The following is a 19,376-nucleotide window of genomic DNA, read 5'->3' as shown; positions in this document are numbered from 1 at the left end:
CGAATAAAATGTAGAAGAACGAAATGTGGGGGAAGCAAAAATGACACAATCCTTTCAATGGCACAACGAGGTAAAAAAGAAATGGGATTCTAATGTTACGTTTTGGTCAGAGAGAAGCCGGAGCATGTGGGAGAATGGAAGTAGAGCTACCATCGCACCATTTTTTGCAAAGCACGTGCCGTCTACAAGCTCGATAGCTGACGTTGGTTGTGGGGATGGCTACGGCTCTTATAAATTGAACCAAGCAGGCTATGATGTTACTGGAATAGATCTATCACCGAAAATGATTGAGCATGCGTCACAAGTAGCACAAGAGCGTTTGAAGTTTCAAGTGGGGGATCTAGAAGCACTGCCGTTTGCTGATGAAGCATTTGATGCAGTAATTGCCATTAATTCAATAGAGTGGACGGAATCTCCCTGTGCTGTGCTTAAGGAGTTAAAACGGGTCGTAAAACCAGCCGGATATGTTTGTGTTGGATTGTTAGGTCCTACTGCTGGTCCTCGTCAAAATAGTTACCGCCGGTTATTTGGTGAGGAGGTTATCTGTAATACGATGATGCCTTGGGAATTTGAACAAATGGCAACGGAAACAGGATGGAAAGTTGTAGATGGCGAAGCGGTGTATAAAAAGAATGTACCACAAGATGTGAAGGAAGGATTATCGAAAGAACTGCAACAAGCATTATCGTTTATGTGGTTGTTTATGTTAAAAAAATCATAACAATTAGAAATAAACAAGGTGCTCGATAATGGCAACCTTGTTTATTTTCTTTTAGTAGCGATTAATTGTTGTATTTCTTCTTTCGTAATAAATCGGAAAACGAATAAGAGGAAAGTGTATGCGAGCGTTAGCAAGGAGAGTATAGAAAGTAGAGATAAGATGCTACTAGATACATCACTATATATCCCTTGTAGCAAGTTTCCAATCAACCATGTGACAACGAGTAAACTAATCATTTTAACGACGTCAAACGCTTTAATTCGAAAGTTAATCGCCTTTACTAATGTGAAGAAATGTAATAACGTAACGAGTACAACACCGACGACAATAGCTAGTGCTACTCCGGTAATACCGAATTCGGGACGTGTTGCTAAGGCAATCAGAACAGCAAATTTCACGAAAGCACCAATCAAACTATTCCACATCGCGGCTTTAGCAAGGTCTAATGCTTGTAATGCCGCTTGTAACGGAGCTTGAAAATATAACAACAAGAAAAAAGGTGCCATAATGGTTAACAGGCGTGTAGCATGATCATTGCCGTACATGAATGTAAGGATTGGAGAGGAGAAAAGAACGAGTACGACGGTAGCAATAGCACCAGAAGCAAAGGATAAGCGAATGGCCTGATGAATGCGATAATGTATTAATGAATGATCGTTTTTCGCGTTTGCTTCGCTTATATTCGGAACGAGTGCGACAGACAATGATTGCGTAATAAATGTAGGGAGAAATAGCAAAGGTAAAGCGAATCCTGTTAACTCGCCGTATTGTTTCGTAGCAATTGCAGTTTGCACACCAGCAATCGCTAAGCTTTGGGCGACTAATATAGGCTCAAAAAAGAAGGACAATGACCCGACTAACCTGCTACCTGTAGTCGGTAAAGCAATGGACATAAGTTCATGAAACGTTTGCTTACTTTGCTTAATGAAAGAAATCCAACGATATCGAATATTTAACCGTTTATTTAATTGGAACATGTTGAGCATGAATAATAAAGAACACAATTCGCCAATTACGACAGAAATCATGGCGCCTGCTGCTGCAAATTCCACTCCATAAGGCATAAACGCTTTCGTAAAAAAAGCTACACAAGAAATGCGGATAACTTGTTCAATTACTTGGGAGTATGCTTGTGGCTTCATGTTTTGTCTTCCTTGAAAATATCCTCTAATAACAGCAGAAACAGCAACAATCGGTACAATTGGACTTATGGCTAATAATGGATAGAGTGTGCGTTCATCTGTTAATAAATGCTGAGCGATGATAGGAGCGAGTAGAATCATTCCTATTGTGAAAATGGTGCTTAACAAACATGTGAGTGCAAGGGAAATGAGGAGAATCTTTTTGATTTTTGTTATATCCCCTTTAGCATCAGCCTCAGCCACTCGTTTAGAAATAGCGACTGGCAAACCAAAATGGGTTAAGGTGATGACTAATACAAGTGTAGGAATCGCCATCATATATAAGCCGACCCCTTCTTCTCCCATAATTCTGGCGATGACGATGCGATTTATAAAACCGAGAAATCGTGTAATCATTCCAGCAGCGATGAGAATGAGTGTACCTTGTATAAAGGTTTGCTTCGTCATGTCACATGCCCTACCTTCTCAAAAAAATAAAATTCATATACAATGAAAGTATATGCAAGGAGATTGGATAAGCATGACAAGCTATGAAGAGTTTTTAAAAATAATAGACAATCAATGTGTATAGAAACGATAAATGAGCTGCCGGAGGGAATAGATATGGAAAGTGGGAAAACTGTAGTCGAATGGAAGCCATTGGTTTACCCTGTGTTAACAAGTAAAGTAGAGGAATTTCAATTGCTCGGTTACGCGAAAGTGCATGAAGAAGAGGTGTGGAAATGCATGATTAAGAAAGTGTGGAAAGGGAAACCGACGAAACGACTATATGAAATAGTTCAAGAAATTTATCATCTTCCTATCGGGACGTACATGAGCTATATAACGGTAGAAGCTTATCAAGAAGATGATCTAATGGCATCTATTCAAGCACTTCGTGATGGAGAGTCAAATGATAAAGAGTTTGTAAAGGATGTAGACACTTATTGACAGGAGTTATCTCCACTTTCTATAATTGCTTTATTGCACAAAGTTCTCTGATTGAATACCTATTTCGTCAGGTAGCATGTGTTGCACATGAAGGAGGAACGTGAATCCATGATTAAAAGAGGGCGTATTGTTGCTTTTTTTCTAATCGTTTTGCTACTTGCAGGAACGATTGGAACAACAATACAAGGTATAGCAAAAGACATACGACTTGGTCTTGATTTGCAAGGCGGATTTGAAATTTTGTACGAGGTTAGTCCGTTAGAAAAAGGGCAAGAATTAAACCGTGCTGTTTTAGAGGATACGGTGGAGTTAATTGACAATCGTGTAAACGTACTCGGTATTAGCGAAACCAATATTTCGATTGAAGGTGATGATCGAATACGGGTTCAATTAGCTGGTATAGACGATCAACAGAAGGCAAGGGAATTAATCGCCACTTCTGCTGACTTATCATTCCGAACGATTGATGATGATCCGATTCGAATAAATGATGAACCGCTTAGCTTAGAATTAGGAGAAGAATCAAATGAAGTTGCCCCAGATTCAGATGAAGGGGAAATTTTTGATGGGAATGACCTTGTTGAAGGAAGTGCTAAACAAGAATTTTCCCAAACGACGAAACAACCACTCGTTACACTAGAAGTGAAAAAAGCTGGTGATTTTGCTCAAGTAACGGAAAAAGTTGCTGCGTTAAAGCAGGAAGATGTACCTGTTCCATATCCACCAAATGCTATGGTTATTTGGATGGATTATGAAGAAGGGGACTCATACGTAGAAGAGATGAAAAAGCCAGAACAAGAACGTAAATTCATCTCAGCACCATTGGTCGGTGAAAGACTGATGACCAATACGGTTCAGATTGAAGGTAGCTTTACGAAAGAAGAAGCGTCTGAGCTTGCGAATATTTTAAATGCTGGTTCTTTACCTGTACATATGGAAGAATTGTATTCCAATTCAGTTGGTGCACAGTTCGGTGAAGAAGCAATGCAGCAAACGGTAATAGCTGGTGCTATCGGTATTGCCCTTATCTTGCTTTATATGATAGTGTATTATCGTTTACCTGGAATGGTAGCTACAGTAACATTAATCGTTTATATTTTCTTAATACTGCGCGTGTTTGAATGGATGAACGGAGTGCTAACGTTACCTGGTATAGCCGCACTTGTACTCGGAGTAGGTATGGCGGTAGATGCCAACATTATTACGTATGAGCGCATTAAAGAAGAATTAAAAACAGGTAAATCAGCCATGTCTGCATTTAAAGCAGGTAACAAGCAATCATTAAGTACCATTCTTGATGCGAACATAACAACATTACTTGCAGCCATTGTATTATTCTCGTTTGGGACAAGCTCTGTCAAAGGGTTTGCGACAATGCTTATTTTAAGTATTGTGTTGAGCTTTATTACGGCTGTGTATGGTTCGCGGCTGTTGCTCGGTTTATGGGTGCAAAGTAAAGCGTTGAACAAGAAGCCTGGGTTATTCGGTGTGAAACAAAAAGACATTCAAAATATTGCTGACGGAGAAGAATTAGAACCTAAAGTGTTTGGTCGTACGTTTGATTTTGTGAAACATCGCAACAAATTCTTCGGCATATCAGTTGTGTTAATTGTACTAGGAGGAGCCTTCCTTGCGTTTGCAGGATTGAATCTAGGTGTTGACTTTACGAGTGGTTCTCGCGTGCAAATTCAAGCTGATGAGCCAATTGCAATTGAAGAAGTAGAGCAAGACTTTGAAGCGCTTGGATTACCACCGAAACAAGTGGTTGCTTCTGGGGATAACGGTGAAATTGCTGTTGTTCGCTTTGATACGGTATTAGAGAAAGATGAAATAGCGGATGTGAAAGCGGAAATAGGTACGAAATATAGTAGCCCAGACAACGTTAGTACGAGTGTAGTATCTTCAATCGTTGGGCAAGAGCTAGTGAAGAACGCATTAATCTCTGTCTTAATTGCATCGATTGGTATTATTATTTATGTAACAATCCGTTTTGAAATTTATTTTGCCTTAACAGCTATCATTGCGTTGCTACATGATGCCTTCTTTATTCTAGCGTTGTTTAGCATTACGCAACTAGAATTTGATATTACAATCATCGCCGCTATTTTGACCATCGTCGGTTATTCCGTAAACGATACAATTGTGACGTTTGATCGTATCCGTGAAAACTTGAAAAAGAAAAAACGTGTCAAAACGTTTAATGAATTAGCGGAAATTGTGAACAAGTCGTTGATGCAGACGCTTGCTCGTAGTATAAATACTGTTTTAACCGTCATATTCGCAGCGCTTATGTTATTCTTGTTAGGCGCATCTTCCATTACGAATTTCTCTTTTGCTTTAGTAGTGGGATTATTTGCGGGTACGTATTCTTCCTTGTTTATAGCTGCTCAACTCTGGTTAGTTTGGAGAGGTAGCATGATTAAGAAGAAACCAATTAAGTATGAGAAAAAGAAACGACCACAAGGACCTCAAGTATAAAAAGGAAGGCTTGTATAACGCGATGTGTTGTACAAGCCTTTTTAACTATCATTATGGGCGTTTTATTATTGAAATAAAGGGAATGCTATTTACGAATGTTTTGATGTGGAAAGGAGAAGGGGTATGTATGAAAGGACAAACTAATTTTATTTTGGCATTAGTATTTGCACTTATAGTAGCTGTTTTTGCAGTTATAAACGTGAACCCTGTAGAAGTGGATTATTTATTCGGAACAGGAGAAGCACCACTCATTCTAATCATCATTGGCTCCGTATTAATGGGAGGGCTGATCACAGGATCCTTTGGTATGGTAAAGGTATATCGATTGCAGCGTGAGAAAAAAAGTTTAGAAAAGCAGCTCCAACAATATGAAGCAAGCGAGTCGAATACCGCTGAAAGAACGACGGATGAACAAATCGAAGAAGCGCAACATCCCGAGCAGTTAAATAGCTAAATACTCTGTTCTAGTTTACTACTCCTGACTTATTTTAGTATAATAGATAAGTCAGGGGTGAATTTATGTTACCGAGTAAAGCGAAGTGGAATTTCATTAATATGAATGATAATTCCTTTTTAATAGATGACACATTATCATCATTAACGAATCAATTATTGTATCAACGAAAGATAGAGACGAAAGAAGAAGCGAAGCATTTCTTACATCCGCAACTAGAGCAACTACACGATCCGCTTTCTATGCACGATATGAAGAAAGCAGTAGAACGTGTTAGAGACGCTGTGGCTAAGCAACAGCGTATTCTTGTGTTTGGCGATTATGACGCGGATGGAGTTAGTTCAACAGCTGTCTTAGTGGAAACGTTACGTGAAATGGGAGCTATTGTGGATTACTATATTCCGAATCGGTTTACGGAAGGATACGGACCGAATGAAGCTGCTTTCCGTCAAGCAAAGGAACATGGCGTCCAGCTTATTATTACGGTCGATACAGGGATTGCTGCACATCATGAGGCGAATGTTGCCGAGCAATTAGGGATGGACCTGATCATAACAGACCATCACGAAGTACAAGAAACATTGCCGAACGCTTACGCAGTTGTTCATCCGAAATGTTCCTCAGATTATCCATTTCAAGAACTTGCGGGTGTAGGGGTGGCATTTAAACTTGCACACGCTTTATTAGAGCAATTTCCGAAGCATTTACTTGATTTGGTTGCCATTGGCACGATTGCCGATTTAGTACCTCTCATCGGAGAAAATCGAGTATTAGCCTACTATGGATTACAGGCATTAACACGCTCAATCCGCCCTGGTGTACAACAACTAAAAGAAGTATGTGGGATAGAAGGGCATATGACAGAAGATGATGTTGGATTTTCTATTGGACCACGTCTTAATGCAGTAGGCCGTTTGCAAGATGCTGCCCCGGCTGTTGAGTTATTGTTAACAGAAGAAAATGAAGAGGCCGCATATTTAGCGAATCAAATTAATGCATTAAACGAAGAACGAAAACAAATTGTTGCTGATATAGCGGAGGAAGCTGAAGCAATGCTACAAGTGGCAGGAACGGAACTACCTCCTGTTATCGTAGTGGCGAAAGAAGGCTGGAATCAAGGCGTATTAGGAATTGTTGCTTCAAGGCTAGTGAATCGTTACGATCGTCCTGTTATTGCTTTAACGGTGGACCAAGAAGCAAATATAGCAAAAGGCTCTGCTAGAAGTATTGAGGCGTTTGATCTATTTACTAACTGCATGGAAGTAAGAGATTTATTTACCCATTTCGGTGGTCACGCTCAAGCAGCAGGTATGACGCTTCCAATAGAGAATGTTGATTTATTAAGGGATAAGTTATGTGAGCAAGCGGACCTACAGTTAACAGCAGAAGACTTTCGCCAAACGTTACGCATTGACAGTAGCCTCCTATTAAAGGATGTTTGTTTGCAAACGATTGAAGAAATAAACGCTTTAGCACCTTTTGGTATGGGGAACCCAAAGCCGCTATTTTGCCTTGAGTCATACGCTCCAGTAGAAATGCGGCAACTCGGCAGTAAATTAAACCATTTAAAATTAAAATTGCGGGAAGAAGACCATGAATTAGATGCGATTGGTTTTGGATTAGGTGATCTGTATCCGAGAATATCTCCACATTCCCCAATTTCTATCGTCGGGGAATTATCGATTAACGAATGGAATGGCCGAAAGAAACCACAAATAATGATGAGAGACGTGAAGGTAGCGAATCGACAATTATTTGATTATCGGGGAAATCGTCATTTGCAAAAAGTGATGAAGGACGTCCCTACACATAATGGAATTGCCATCTTCTTTCAGCCTATGACGGAAAAGGATGATTGGGTGTTTGAACATGTCGATGCATGGGAGATACTAGATGACGATATGGTAGAAGAAATTCCATTAGAGCAAGTCGATCATTTAATTTTAATGGACCTGCCACCATCCTTACACCGCTTGTCTATAGTACTGCAAAAAATGACTCCTCATAACATATATGCTTGCTATTATACAGAGGAAGCGGCGTTTTTAAATACGGTTCCAACACGCGAACATTTTAAATGGTTTTACGGTATGCTTATGAAGCGAAAGCAATTTCATCTAGATCGAGAAGGTCCTAAGCTAGCACAATATAAAGGTTGGACATATGACACAGTTAAGTTTATCGCGAACGTGTTTTCTGAGTTGGAATTTGTTAAAATAGAGAATGGACTTATAACGTTACATGCTAATCCGACGAAAAAGGATTTAACTGCGTCAACTTTGTATCAGTCAAAACAACAGCATTTACATGTGGAACAAACATTATATTTTTCGACTTACAAACAGTTAAAACAATGGTTTGATGAACAGATAAATGGCGTTTTTCCATTGAAGGAGGAAGTAATAAATGAATCTTAAGGATTATATAACAGTTGTACAAGATTGGCCATCAGAAGGTATTCAATTTAAAGATATTACGACATTAATGGATAATGGAAAGGCTTTTAAATATGCTGTCGATCAAATTGTCGACTATGCTAAAGAGAAAGAAATTGATATCATCGTTGGTCCTGAAGCAAGAGGATTTATTATTGGTTGCCCGGTTGCGTATTCAATGGAAGTAGGGTTTGCTCCCGTACGTAAAGAAGGAAAGCTACCAAGGGAAACGATTAAGGCAGACTATGGATTAGAGTATGGCAAGGACGTATTAACGATTCATAAAGATGCTATTAAACCCGGACAACGCGTGTTAATTACTGATGATTTGCTAGCAACTGGTGGTACAATTGAAGCAACTATCAAGCTGGTAGAAGAATTAGGGGGCATTGTAGTAGGTTGTGCTTTTCTTGTCGAATTAACTTATTTAAACGGACGAGAGAAGCTAGAACAGTATGATCTTGTTGCGCTAATGCAATATTAATAGGCTATATGAAGAGTGCTCTAATAGGAGTGCTCTTTTCCTATATTAATACGGAAATAAGTGTTATAATGATTACAATTCACGACTTTTACCGACAATGTAAAAGTCGTATTTTTAAAATAATGGGAATAATAGGCTTGAAGAATTTTTTAGTATAAAGGTGATAGGATGTCTAAAGATAAAATATTGACAGCAGATGAAGTGATGGAGCAAGCTGGCGCGTATCTATCTAAAGAAGATACTACGTTTATTCGCCGAGCATACGAGTATGCACATGAAGCGCATCAAGAGCAATATCGTAAATCAGGAGAACCGTATATTATTCATCCTGTCCAAGTAGCTGGTATTCTCGTGGAGTTGGAGATGGATCCGGTAACGATTGCTGGTGGCTTTTTGCATGATGTCGTAGAGGATACTGATGTAACCGTAGAAGATTTACAAGCAGCCTTCAATGAAGAAGTAGCGATGCTTGTTGATGGCGTTACGAAATTAGGGAAAATCAAATACAAATCTAAGGAAGCTCAACAAGCGGAAAATCATCGTAAAATGTTTGTAGCAATGGCGAAGGATATTCGCGTTATCTTAATCAAATTAGCGGATCGTCTTCACAATATGCGAACATTGAAACATTTACCACCGGAGAAGCAAAGGCGTATTTCCAATGAAACGTTAGAAATATTTGCTCCTCTTGCTCATCGCATCGGGATATCTACAATTAAGTGGGAGCTTGAGGATACTGCGTTACGTTATTTAAATCCACAACAATATTATCGAATCGTTCACCTTATGAAACAGAAGCGAAATGAACGAGAATTTTATATTGGGGAAGTAATGGATGAAATACAGAATCAATTAGACGATGTAAACATAACAGCTGAGATATCTGGACGTCCTAAACACTTATATAGTATCTATCGCAAAATGGTACTAGAGAATAAACAATTCAATGAAATATACGATTTATTAGCTGTCCGTGTGATCGTTCGTACAATTAAAGATTGCTATGCGGTTTTAGGTATTATTCATACGTGTTGGAAACCAATGCCTGGACGGTTTAAAGACTATATTGCTATGCCGAAACCGAATTTATATCAATCCCTTCATACAACGGTCATTGGTCCTAAGGGAGATCCATTAGAGGTTCAAATTCGGACGCAGGAAATGCATGACATTGCCGAGTTTGGAATTGCTGCTCATTGGGCTTATAAAGAAGGAAAGCAAATCGATCAAAGCACTCAAACCTTTGATGAACGTTTAAGTTGGTTCCGTGAAATTCTAGAGTGGCAAAATGAAACCCACGATGCAGAAGAATTTATGGAATCTTTAAAAGTCGATTTATTTTCCGATATGGTATATGTCTTTACTCCTAAAGGCGATGTGATTGAGTTGCCGTCAGGATCGAATCCTATTGATTTCGCTTTTCGTATCCATACAGAAATCGGCAATCAAACCATTGGTGCGAAAATTAACGGCAAAATGGAACCGTTAGATTATAAATTAAAGACCGGTGACATCGTTGAGGTGATGACTTCTAAACATTCCTACGGTCCATCTAAAGACTGGATTAAGATTACCCAAACCTCTCAAGCTAAAAATAAGATTAAACAATTTTTCAAAAAGCAACGCCGGGATGAAAACATCGTCAAAGGGAAAGAGTTAATCGATAAAGAAATTCGCGGCTTTGATTTAGAACCGAAAGAGGTTTTAACGACAGATAATATTCAGCGTGTCTGTGAGAAATTTAACTTTCATAATGAAGATGATATGTATGCTGCTGTTGGCTATCAAGGAATTACTGCCGCGCAGATTGCGACCCGATTAACAGAGAAGATTCGCAAGCAGCAAGAGAAAGTGCAAGACTTAGAAGAAACGATTGAAGATGTGAAAAGTGAAATGAAGCCCCCTTCCAAAGCTGCCAAGAAAAAGGATTCAGGTGTTAAAGTAAAAGGGGTAGATAATTTACTTGTACGTTTATCAAGATGCTGTAATCCTGTTCCAGGTGACGATATTGTCGGGTACATCACGAAAGGTCGTGGTGTTTCTGTCCACCGTTCTGATTGTCCAAACGTGCAGACGGAAGATATTCAACCACGCTTATTACCAGTAGAATGGGAAGGAGCGGGGACGGGAGGTAAGCAATATAGTTTAGATATTGAGATTTCTGGTTATGACCGCCGTGGCTTATTAAATGAAGTTCTTCAAGCCGTTAATGAAACGAAAACGAATATTGTCGCTGTATCTGGTAAATCCGATCGTAATAAAATGGCAACTATTCATATGACCATACTTATTTATGATACGAACCATATGCGTAAAATCGTAGAGAGAATCAAACAAATTCCAGATGTATATACAGTAAGACGAGTGTTGCAATAAGGGGGAGATTCGATGCGGGCTGTTATTCAAAGAGGTAAAAATGCTAGCGTAACCGTTAAAGGAGAAATAACAGGGCAAATTACAGAAGGACTTGTCGTATTATTAGGTGTTACGCATGAGGATACAGAAGAGGATGCCAAGTATTTAGCAGATAAAATATCTAATTTGCGCATATTTGAGGATGATGACCATAAATTGAACCTCTCATTGAAGGATATTGGTGGTCAAGTTTTGTCTATTTCTCAATTCACCTTGTATGGTGACTGCCGGAAGGGAAGACGTCCTAATTTTATGAATGCAGCGAAGCCAGAGCCTGCCAAACAATTGTATGAAGCGTTTAATGAAATGGTGCGAAAACAAGGTGTAGAGGTAGAGACTGGAAGCTTTGGAGCTATGATGGATGTATCTTTAACTAACGTAGGGCCTGTTACGTTAATATTAGACACAGCAGAACGGTAAATAAAAGGAAGTATGCGTATCGGAATGACGCATGCTTCCTTTCTTTATACTAGTAAGAAAAATGTTGAATAAGTCCGGCTGTTATTCCTCGTATTATCTTTTCCTGATATTCATTCGTTTGTACATAATAAGCTTCTTTTTCGTTGGAGAGAAAGCCTAGTTCGAGCAATAATGCTTGTTGTTGATTTTCTCGTATAACATGAAAGTCACCGCGCTTCGTTTGCCGATCGTTTAAACCTGTAGCTTCTATCATCGCACGCTGCATCGTTTCAGCAAAAGCTTTGTGTTGTTCGTTGTAATAAAATGTACCGATTCCATTTGCATCCGGAGACTGTGGAAAGCTATTGTAGTGTAAGCTCAAAAAGGCATCTGCACTCCGGATATTTGCTAATAATGCTCTTGAACTTAACGTAATGTAAGAATCATCATCTCTTGTTAAGAATACGTTTGCTCCAGCAAGTTCAAGCTTGTCCTCTAATCGTTGAGCCGTTTCTAACGTCAAATACTTCTCATACATGCCGCTTGTGCTCGTTGTACCTACATCCCGGCCGCCATGCCCTGGATCAATGACGATTGTTTTATTTTGTAATCCTACTTGACGGGAAGCTTGTTCATTGTATACGTTTTGATCTTGTGTCACAATCCAATCGGCGACATAGGCGGTAGCTCCGTTATATTCAATTTCATACCAACCATTTTCCTGATGGACTACTTCATATTGTTCTCCTTGTGCCCCTGTTCCGACTATAGAAGAATTTGTAGATGGACCTTGGCGAATGTTCGTACCATCGTGCAGCAAAGTGATCAATCCATTTATTTGTTGCGAAGCATGTTGTGTACTTACTAACCAATTGGCTACCCAACCTTTTACACCGTTAGGGAGTTCTATTTCGTACCAACCATTCACTTGCTGATAGTACGAAAAGGAGTCTCCTTGATTTACTTGCGCTAACGTATTGCTTTGCATGTTTGCTTCACTACGAACATTTAAAATAGGGGTTTGTACAGTAATGGTTCCTTTTTTGGTAGCTTGTTGAGCTGTAGCAGGTTCTCCAGAGTTGTGTTGTAGATACTCCTTTGCAATCCAACCTTCTTTTTGTTGAAATGATATCTTTACCCAGTTATTCTGCTCAGTAATTGTTTGCACTTTCGTCCCTTTATTGAGCTGTCCAAGGATGGAAGCAGATGTAGTTGGTTTGGAACGAATGTTTAATCCGTTTACACGAACAAAGGCCGTTTCATTGAATGAAGATGCTGCTTCCACTGTTGTTACATAATTGGCATGGATCCAACCAGCTTCACCATTGTAACGGATTTTTATCCAATTTCCTTTTTGGGTAACTTTTTCATATTCGTCGTCCATGTATACTTGTCCGATTATAGTATTATTTACACCAGGACCAGAGCGGACGTTAATAGGTTCATCAATTATGACTACTCGTTCAGCAGTGACAACCCTTTCATGGATCAAAAGGACATCAGTTAAACAAAAAACGAGAAGTAATAATACAATTTTTTTCATTTGCACAGTATAATTCCTCCTTGATGTAATGATTACAAAGGAACGTAATCATTACCATTCTATCATCAATTTCATATATCCTGTTTTTTATGAAATTAATCCTATATTTTTGGGTAGGCTATTTAGAAAAATGATAGGTGTGAAGAAACATGAAGGAAAGTGATCAACAACAACAGTCCTATAATTATGGACGGGATATATTCGGTGTTCAACGGAGTATTGGCGGAGGAGAGCGAGTTTTGAACAGGATGGCATCAACAAGTACATTAGGTACGGACAGACAAGAAATAAAAAAAATTTTAGAAAGCATGAAACGTTCTTGACATGAGGGGCTTTCATCATTATGATAGTAATCAATTCAATTCGTTTTATTTATGCGAAATGGTCGATGAAGAATACAATTTAATGAAGATAGAACCAATGAGGGAAAAAGTAGGTAATCATCAAATGGATAGAGAGAAAGTGTCCGAGGCTGAAAACACTTTTACATATTGAGATTAATGAAAGACATTCCTTAGGCTCCGCATCGAAAAAATGAGTAGGTGCTGGACGTAGCAGGCGTTAACTGTTTAAGTGGAAGTAACAAGCTTCAATTAGGGTGGCAACGCGGGAATATCTCGTCCCTATTCGATACATATTCGGATAGGTGACGGGATATTTTTTTGTATTATTGGCCATGAATATTTGAAATAATTCAATCGCAATAGTACATCGATTGTTGGTTTCTACAAATTAAGGAGGAAAATGATGAGTAGTTTTAAAGGCCCTCGTGGCACACAAGACATTTTACCTGGTGAGGTAGAGAAGTGGCAGTACGTTGAATCTGCCTTAACAGATTTATGCTATCGCTATAACTATAAAGAGATACGTACTCCCGTTTTTGAGCATACTGAACTATTTCAACGTGGGGTAGGGGATTCTACAGATATTGTCCAAAAAGAGATGTATACATTTACAGACCGTGGCGATCGCAGTCTCACACTTCGCCCTGAGGGAACGGCTTCTGTTGTTCGTTCTTTTGTGCAAAATAAAATATATGGATCACCGAATCAACCGACGAAACTGTTCTATTCGGGCCCTATGTTCCGTTATGAACGACCACAACAAGGCCGCATGCGTCAATTCGTCCAATTCGGTGTTGAAGCATTAGGAAGTGATGATCCAGCGATAGATGCAGAGGTTATTGCACTAGCCATGAACGCTTATAAAGAGCTAGGGCTTTCTTCTTTGAAGCTAGTTCTGAATAGTTTGGGCGATAAGAAAAGCCGTTCACGTCACCGCCAAGCATTAGTGGAACATTTTCAACCGTATAAGGAAGAGTTGTGTGAAGATTGTCAAAGCAGACTAGCGACGAATCCAATGCGTGTATTAGATTGTAAGAAAGACCGTGAACACGAATCCATGCACACGGCACCATCTATTTTAGATTATTTAAATGACGAATCCCGCGCGTACTTTGAAGCGGTAAAATCCATATTAGATCGAATGGGAATTGAATATGAAATTGATCCTAACTTAGTTCGTGGCCTTGACTATTACAATCATACAGCTTTCGAAATTATGAGTAATGCGAAAGGGTTTGGCGCTATTACGACGTTAAGTGGTGGAGGTCGTTACAACGGTCTTGTGGAAGAAGTGGGAGGACCTGCGACACCTGGTATTGGCTTTGCCTTAAGTATTGAACGATTGCTTATGGCCTTAGAAGCAGAAGGGATTACGCTGCCAATAGAAGATAAATTAGAATGCTACGTTGTTTCTTTAGGAGAAGAGGCTGAGCAAGAAGCAGCAGCTATTGTCTATCAATTACGCCAAGCAGGAATCCAAGTGGATAAAGATTACGCTGGGAAGAAAATGAAGGCACAGTTTAAAGCGGCAGATCGTCTGAACGCTCATTACGTTCTCGTATTAGGAGAAGATGAACTTACGAATGGCCAAATTAATGTCAAGAACATGGAAACAGGCGAACAAGAAACAATTGCATTATCAACTATAGTAGAACATATGAAACGAGAGCTTAAGGGGGATGCATGATGAGTGAACAACGACAATTAAGTGGTCATCTAAGAGAAAGCCATATTGGACAACAAGTGAAATTAAAAGGATGGGTACAAAAACGCCGTGATTTAGGCGGGCTTATTTTCGTTGATTTACGTGATCGTTCTGGTGTGGTACAAGTAGTATTCAATCCTGAAGTATCAGAAGAAGCACTGAATATTGCTGAAAAAGTTAGAACAGAATATGTAGTGGAAATCGATGGAGAAGTGGTAGCACGTCAAGCAGGAACAACGAATGATAATTTAGAAACAGGTAAAATAGAAATTATGGCACAACACATTTCTATTTTAAATAAATCGAAAAACCCACCATTTCTAATACAAGATGAATCGGATACATCGGAAGAGTTACGTTTAAAATATCGCTATTTAGACCTTCGTCGCAAACCATTACAGGAAACATTTAAACTACGACATAAAGCTACTCAAGCGATTCGTACGTTTTTGAACAATGATGACTTTCTAGAAATGGAAACGCCGCTTTTAACGAAAAGTACGCCAGAGGGTGCCCGTGATTACTTAGTTCCGAGCCGTGTACATGAAGGTGCCTTTTATGCATTACCACAATCACCGCAATTGTTTAAGCAGCTCATCATGATGTCTGGATTTGAGAAGTACTATCAAATTGCTCGCTGTTTCCGTGATGAAGATTTACGTGCAGATCGTCAACCTGAATTTACGCAAATCGATATTGAAACATCCTTTATGACGAAAGATGACATTATGGATATGACAGAGCGTATGATGAAACACTTGTTAAAAGAAGTAAAAGGAATGGACTTACCGACACCATTCCCACGTATGAAGTATGATGAGGCAATGGAGCGTTACGGTTCTGATAAGCCCGATACTCGCTTTGATTTGGAGTTAGTGAACGTTTCCGAAATCGTTCAGCATTCAGGCTTTAAAGTATTTGCTGGCGCGATTGAAAGCGGCGGTAGCGTAAGCAGCATAAATGTAAAAGGCAAAGCAGCAGACTTCTCACGGAAAGATATTGATAAACTAACTGATTTCGTGAAAATTTACGGTGCGAAAGGTTTAGCTTGGCTGAAAGCAGATAATGGGGAATTGCAAGGGCCTATCGCTAAATTTATTAATGATGAAGAAAGCACAAGCCTGCGTCATGCTCTTCAAGTAGAAGATGGCGATTTATTGTTATTCGTTGCGGACAAGACGGCTATTGTTCAAGAAAGTTTAGGAGCGCTTCGTCAAAAGTTAGGAAAAGAATTACAACTAATTGATGAGAATGCTTTTAATTTCTTATGGGTAACCGATTGGCCATTATTTGAATACGATGAAGAGTTAGATCGTTATTTCGCAGCGCATCACCCGTTCACGATGCCAGAACGGGAAGATGTGGAGAAGATGACGGACAAACCATATGAAGCTCGTGCTCAAGCGTATGATATCGTCCTAAATGGATATGAACTTGGTGGAGGAAGTCTCCGCATATATGAAAAAGAACTACAAGACAAAATGTTCGAAGTGCTTGGATTCACTAAAGAGGAAGCGCAAAATCAATTCGGATTTTTACTAGAAGCGCTTGAACTAGGGGCACCTCCTCATGGTGGGATTGCGTTAGGCTTAGATCGCCTTGTTATGTTACTTGCTGGTCGTTCCAATCTTCGTGATACGATTTTATTCCCGAAAACAGCGTCCGCTTCTTGCTTACTAACAGAAGCACCTGATTATGTGAGCGAATCGCAATTACATGAATTACATTTAGAGCTAGGTGAGAAAGCGAAGGAAAAGCGTCAAGAATTATAATAGATTGATGTGCTTTCATCAATTTTACGGTTGATAGTTCCGCATGAATGTGCTATTATTTTAATACAAACTGAATAGCCAATCCTGATGTGTGCGTTTATCTTACCATATCGTTTTGACCGAACATTTAAGTTACGGGAGCTTGCGTTTTCGAACAGAGTACACGCCTTTAGTATAAAGGACTTACAAAATTCGAAACAGGGCACCCACCTGCCAAGTAGCGGGTTCAAAACTTTGGATTTCTGACGGCACTATTGGGATTGGTTATATACATAAAAAAACCTTAAGGAATAATCCTTAAGGTTTTTTAGCGTGCGAGTTGTTCGAGATTTCCGTTTTTCTCCATGCGGAAGGTTGGTTTCGTACCATCACTGTCACCGTCATTAAAGGCAACCATCTTACGAGCACGATCCATTACTTGAATGAGCACTTGATAGTCTTCTTGAACAGCATGGAGTCGTTGTTCTAAAGCACGCACTTGTTGTTCTAATTGGCTTTTTTCCGTTTGAAGGGATTGATTCTCTTTTTCTAGTTCATTTACTTTCTTAGGATTGGCTGATTGATATTGAGATTGTAATTCTTTTAATTGCTCCATAATATGTGCAAATGTTACCGATTCATTTTTCGCTGGCGTTGGTTGTTCCATCACTATTGTTTCGCTTGCAGGTTCTTGCCATGTTATTTCCTCTTCGTCCTCTTGTGAGAAAATCATTGGGGAGAGGGGATTGGATGGCTTCGTCGTTTGTTGACCTGCTAGAGCCCGTTTCTTCTCTTTCCGTTGTCTTTTCGCGATATCGATTGCTTGAATATATTTCTGTCGTACTTCTGCATTCCAACGAAACCCACAAGCAGCTGATGTTCTGTTCAAGTGATCTCCTACTTCATCGAACGCTTTTAATTGTGTGCTTCCTTCTCGAATGTGACGTAACACGGTTTCTGCTAATAGTAAATCATCTTCATGTGACCAAGCATCTTGTCTTACTTTTACCATTGTATGATTCATCTCCTTTTCTCCTTTAACTTTTTCTATAATTAATAGAACTAGTTTGTTCTTTTTGGTTTATAGTGTTAACGGAAAATAGGAAAATATACATGGCAGTGGGAAAAGTTATTTTTTCTGTTGCTCTATACGTTCATATACTTGGCTAAGTCCTTTTTCAAATTTTCCAGTTTTTTTCGGTGAATAATAGACCGCATTTTTAATAGAATCTGGTAAATATTGTTGTTTAACCCAGCCGCTTTCATAGTTGTGAGGATATTTGTACTCGATTCCGTGCCCTAGCTTTTCCGCTCCTTTATAATGAGCGTCCTTTAAATGTTTGGGAACTTCACCGCTTTTTCCTTTACGAATGTCCGATAATGCAGCATCAAGCGCTTTATAAGCTGTATTCGATTTAGGAGAGAGAGCAAGTTCAACGACAGCGTTAGCTAATGGAATTCGTGCTTCTGGAAACCCTAATCGTTCAGCGGCTTCTACAGCGGCAATAGCTCGTGGACCTGCTTGTGGATTAGCAAGTCCGATGTCTTCATATGCAATGACAATCATACGCCTTGCAATACTGTCTAAATCACCTGCCTCAATGAGCCTAGCTAAATAGTGCAGGGCAGCATGGACGTCACTTCCGCGAATAGATTTCTGGAAAGCAGATAGAACATCATAATGAGCATCTCCATCTTTGTCATGGGAAAAACTTTTCTTCTGCATGCACTGCTCTGCAATAGATAAGTCAATATATATCATCCCATCTTCGCTTTCTGGCGTTGAGAATACTGCTAATTCAAGTCCGTTTAAAGCAGAACGTAAATCACCATTAGCAGATAAAGCGAAATGATCCATTGCATCGGCTGTAAGGTGAGTATCGTATTGACCAAGACCATTTGTTTCATCTGTAATGGTTTTCATAAGCGCATGCTTAATCTCTTCAGTATGTAAACGATGTAATTCAAATAGGTGACAGCGACTGCGAATGGCCGGATTAATGGAATGATATGGATTGCTCGTTGTACAACCAATTAATGTGATTAAATTGCTTTCAACATGTGGAAGTAAAAAATCTTGCTTCCCTTTATCTAATCGATGTACTTCGTCTAATATGAGCACGAGTTGACCTGACATTTTTGCTTCTTCTACAGCAATTTCCATGTCCTTTTTCTTATCGACGACGGCATTTAAAAGTTTAAAACGTAATTGTAAACTATTCGCAAGTGCCATAGCCATGGATGTTTTTCCTGTTCCTGGTGGCCCGTGCAAAATCATGGATGCTAAACGTTTGGCATCGACCATTCTTCTTATCATTTTCCCTTCTGCTACGAGATGAGATTGACCAATTATGTCCTCAATATGCTGTGGTCGCATCCGAAATGCTAGTGGCTGTTGTTTCATCGTATCTTCTCCTTCCGACTTCTAAGCTCCATCGCTTTACTTTATTAAGATAGAAGGGTATATTTTAATTTTAAAAACTGCTTCCATCAATGAAGGAACGTCTTGTTCATTTTAAGCGTATAGATTATGCGGATAAAATGCAAGAAAGGTGTCATTCATGCTATAATAGCA

15 protein-coding genes, 1 other RNA gene and 1 other annotated feature are annotated in these 19,376 nt (G+C 39.3%); of the genes, 12 read left to right on the top strand and 4 right to left on the bottom strand.

Annotated elements, in window-relative coordinates:
- The first annotated feature begins 40 nt into the window (after window positions 1–40).
- The gene (locus N784_RS01215) at window positions 41–721 is read left to right on the top strand and encodes a class I SAM-dependent methyltransferase (protein WP_036831176.1); all 681 of its coding nucleotides are present in this window, start codon (window positions 41–43) and stop codon (window positions 719–721) included.
- A gap of 41 nt (window positions 722–762) precedes the next feature.
- Here N784_RS01215 and spoVB read toward each other — a convergent pair whose 3' ends face one another.
- Window positions 763–2,310 carry a stage V sporulation protein B gene (gene spoVB, locus N784_RS01210; protein WP_036831175.1) on the bottom strand — a complete coding sequence of 516 codons (1,548 nt, stop codon included), beginning with the start codon at window positions 2,308–2,310 and terminating at the stop codon, window positions 763–765.
- A gap of 156 nt (window positions 2,311–2,466) precedes the next feature.
- Here spoVB and N784_RS01205 point away from each other — a divergent pair, with 156 nt between their 5' ends.
- From N784_RS01205 to dtd, 7 genes are all read left to right on the top strand, one after another.
- Entirely contained in the window at window positions 2,467–2,793 is a 327-nt protein-coding gene (locus N784_RS01205) for a post-transcriptional regulator (protein ID WP_036831174.1), read from the top strand.
- Between the two features lie 108 nt (window positions 2,794–2,901).
- Complete coding sequence (locus tag N784_RS01200; protein ID WP_036831168.1) at window positions 2,902–5,271, top strand: protein translocase subunit SecDF; 2,370 nt, start codon at window positions 2,902–2,904, stop codon at window positions 5,269–5,271.
- Between the two features lie 127 nt (window positions 5,272–5,398).
- Window positions 5,399–5,725 (top strand): LapA family protein, encoded by a 327-nt coding sequence (locus tag N784_RS01195; RefSeq protein WP_036831690.1) that lies wholly within the window; start codon window positions 5,399–5,401, stop codon window positions 5,723–5,725.
- A gap of 65 nt (window positions 5,726–5,790) precedes the next feature.
- The gene (gene recJ / locus N784_RS01190; RefSeq protein ID WP_036831165.1) at window positions 5,791–8,142 is read left to right on the top strand and encodes a single-stranded-DNA-specific exonuclease RecJ; all 2,352 of its coding nucleotides are present in this window, start codon (window positions 5,791–5,793) and stop codon (window positions 8,140–8,142) included.
- Window positions 8,132–8,644 carry an adenine phosphoribosyltransferase gene (locus N784_RS01185; RefSeq protein WP_036831163.1) on the top strand — a complete coding sequence of 171 codons (513 nt, stop codon included), beginning with the start codon at window positions 8,132–8,134 and terminating at the stop codon, window positions 8,642–8,644. Before recJ ends, N784_RS01185 begins: the two co-directional genes overlap by 11 nt.
- 168 nt (window positions 8,645–8,812) lie before the next feature.
- Window positions 8,813–11,020 carry a RelA/SpoT family protein gene (locus tag N784_RS01180; protein WP_036831159.1) on the top strand — a complete coding sequence of 736 codons (2,208 nt, stop codon included), beginning with the start codon at window positions 8,813–8,815 and terminating at the stop codon, window positions 11,018–11,020.
- A 12-nt stretch (window positions 11,021–11,032) separates the two neighbouring features.
- Complete coding sequence (dtd, locus tag N784_RS01175; RefSeq protein ID WP_036831157.1) at window positions 11,033–11,479, top strand: D-aminoacyl-tRNA deacylase; 447 nt, start codon at window positions 11,033–11,035, stop codon at window positions 11,477–11,479.
- A gap of 49 nt (window positions 11,480–11,528) precedes the next feature.
- Here dtd and N784_RS01170 read toward each other — a convergent pair whose 3' ends face one another.
- Entirely contained in the window at window positions 11,529–13,001 is a 1,473-nt protein-coding gene (locus tag N784_RS01170) for an SH3 domain-containing protein (RefSeq protein ID WP_232305957.1), read from the bottom strand.
- A 149-nt stretch (window positions 13,002–13,150) separates the two neighbouring features.
- Between N784_RS01170 and N784_RS16505 the strand changes: the two genes are divergently transcribed.
- The 4 genes from N784_RS16505 to ssrS all read left to right on the top strand — a co-directional run bounded on the left by N784_RS16505 (window position 13,151) and on the right by ssrS (window position 17,087).
- A complete protein-coding gene (locus N784_RS16505) occupies window positions 13,151–13,324 on the top strand; it encodes a hypothetical protein (RefSeq protein ID WP_156965144.1) in 174 nt (57 codons plus the stop codon).
- A gap of 88 nt (window positions 13,325–13,412) precedes the next feature.
- Window positions 13,413–13,629, top strand: a binding site (T-box leader).
- 119 nt (window positions 13,630–13,748) lie between these two features.
- Window positions 13,749–15,032: a histidine--tRNA ligase gene (gene hisS / locus N784_RS01165; RefSeq protein WP_036831153.1), complete on the top strand. Its 1,284-nt coding sequence runs from the start codon at window positions 13,749–13,751 to the stop codon at window positions 15,030–15,032.
- Entirely contained in the window at window positions 15,032–16,822 is a 1,791-nt protein-coding gene (gene aspS / locus N784_RS01160; RefSeq protein ID WP_036831151.1) for an aspartate--tRNA ligase, read from the top strand. The genes hisS and aspS overlap by 1 nt, the downstream gene beginning before the upstream one ends.
- 78 nt (window positions 16,823–16,900) lie before the next feature.
- A non-coding RNA gene (gene ssrS, locus N784_RS16165) (6S RNA) lies at window positions 16,901–17,087 on the top strand.
- A 42-nt stretch (window positions 17,088–17,129) separates the two neighbouring features.
- Here the strand turns inward: ssrS and N784_RS01155 are convergent.
- On the bottom strand, window positions 17,130–17,813 hold the full coding sequence (locus N784_RS01155; protein ID WP_036831689.1) for an RsfA family transcriptional regulator: 684 nt from the start codon (window positions 17,811–17,813) through the stop codon (window positions 17,130–17,132).
- Between the two features lie 117 nt (window positions 17,814–17,930).
- Window positions 17,931–19,205, bottom strand: a complete 1,275-nt coding sequence (locus N784_RS01150) for a replication-associated recombination protein A (protein ID WP_036831148.1) — start codon at window positions 19,203–19,205, stop codon at window positions 17,931–17,933.
- Window positions 19,206–19,376 lie beyond the last annotated feature (171 nt).

The organism is Pontibacillus litoralis JSM 072002, from assembly GCF_000775615.1.
In the GTDB taxonomy this organism is placed as follows: domain Bacteria; phylum Bacillota; class Bacilli; order Bacillales; family BH030062; genus Pontibacillus; species Pontibacillus litoralis.
Note: the sequence above shows the minus strand (reverse complement) of the source record. Positions and strands in the feature narration are given on the sequence as shown.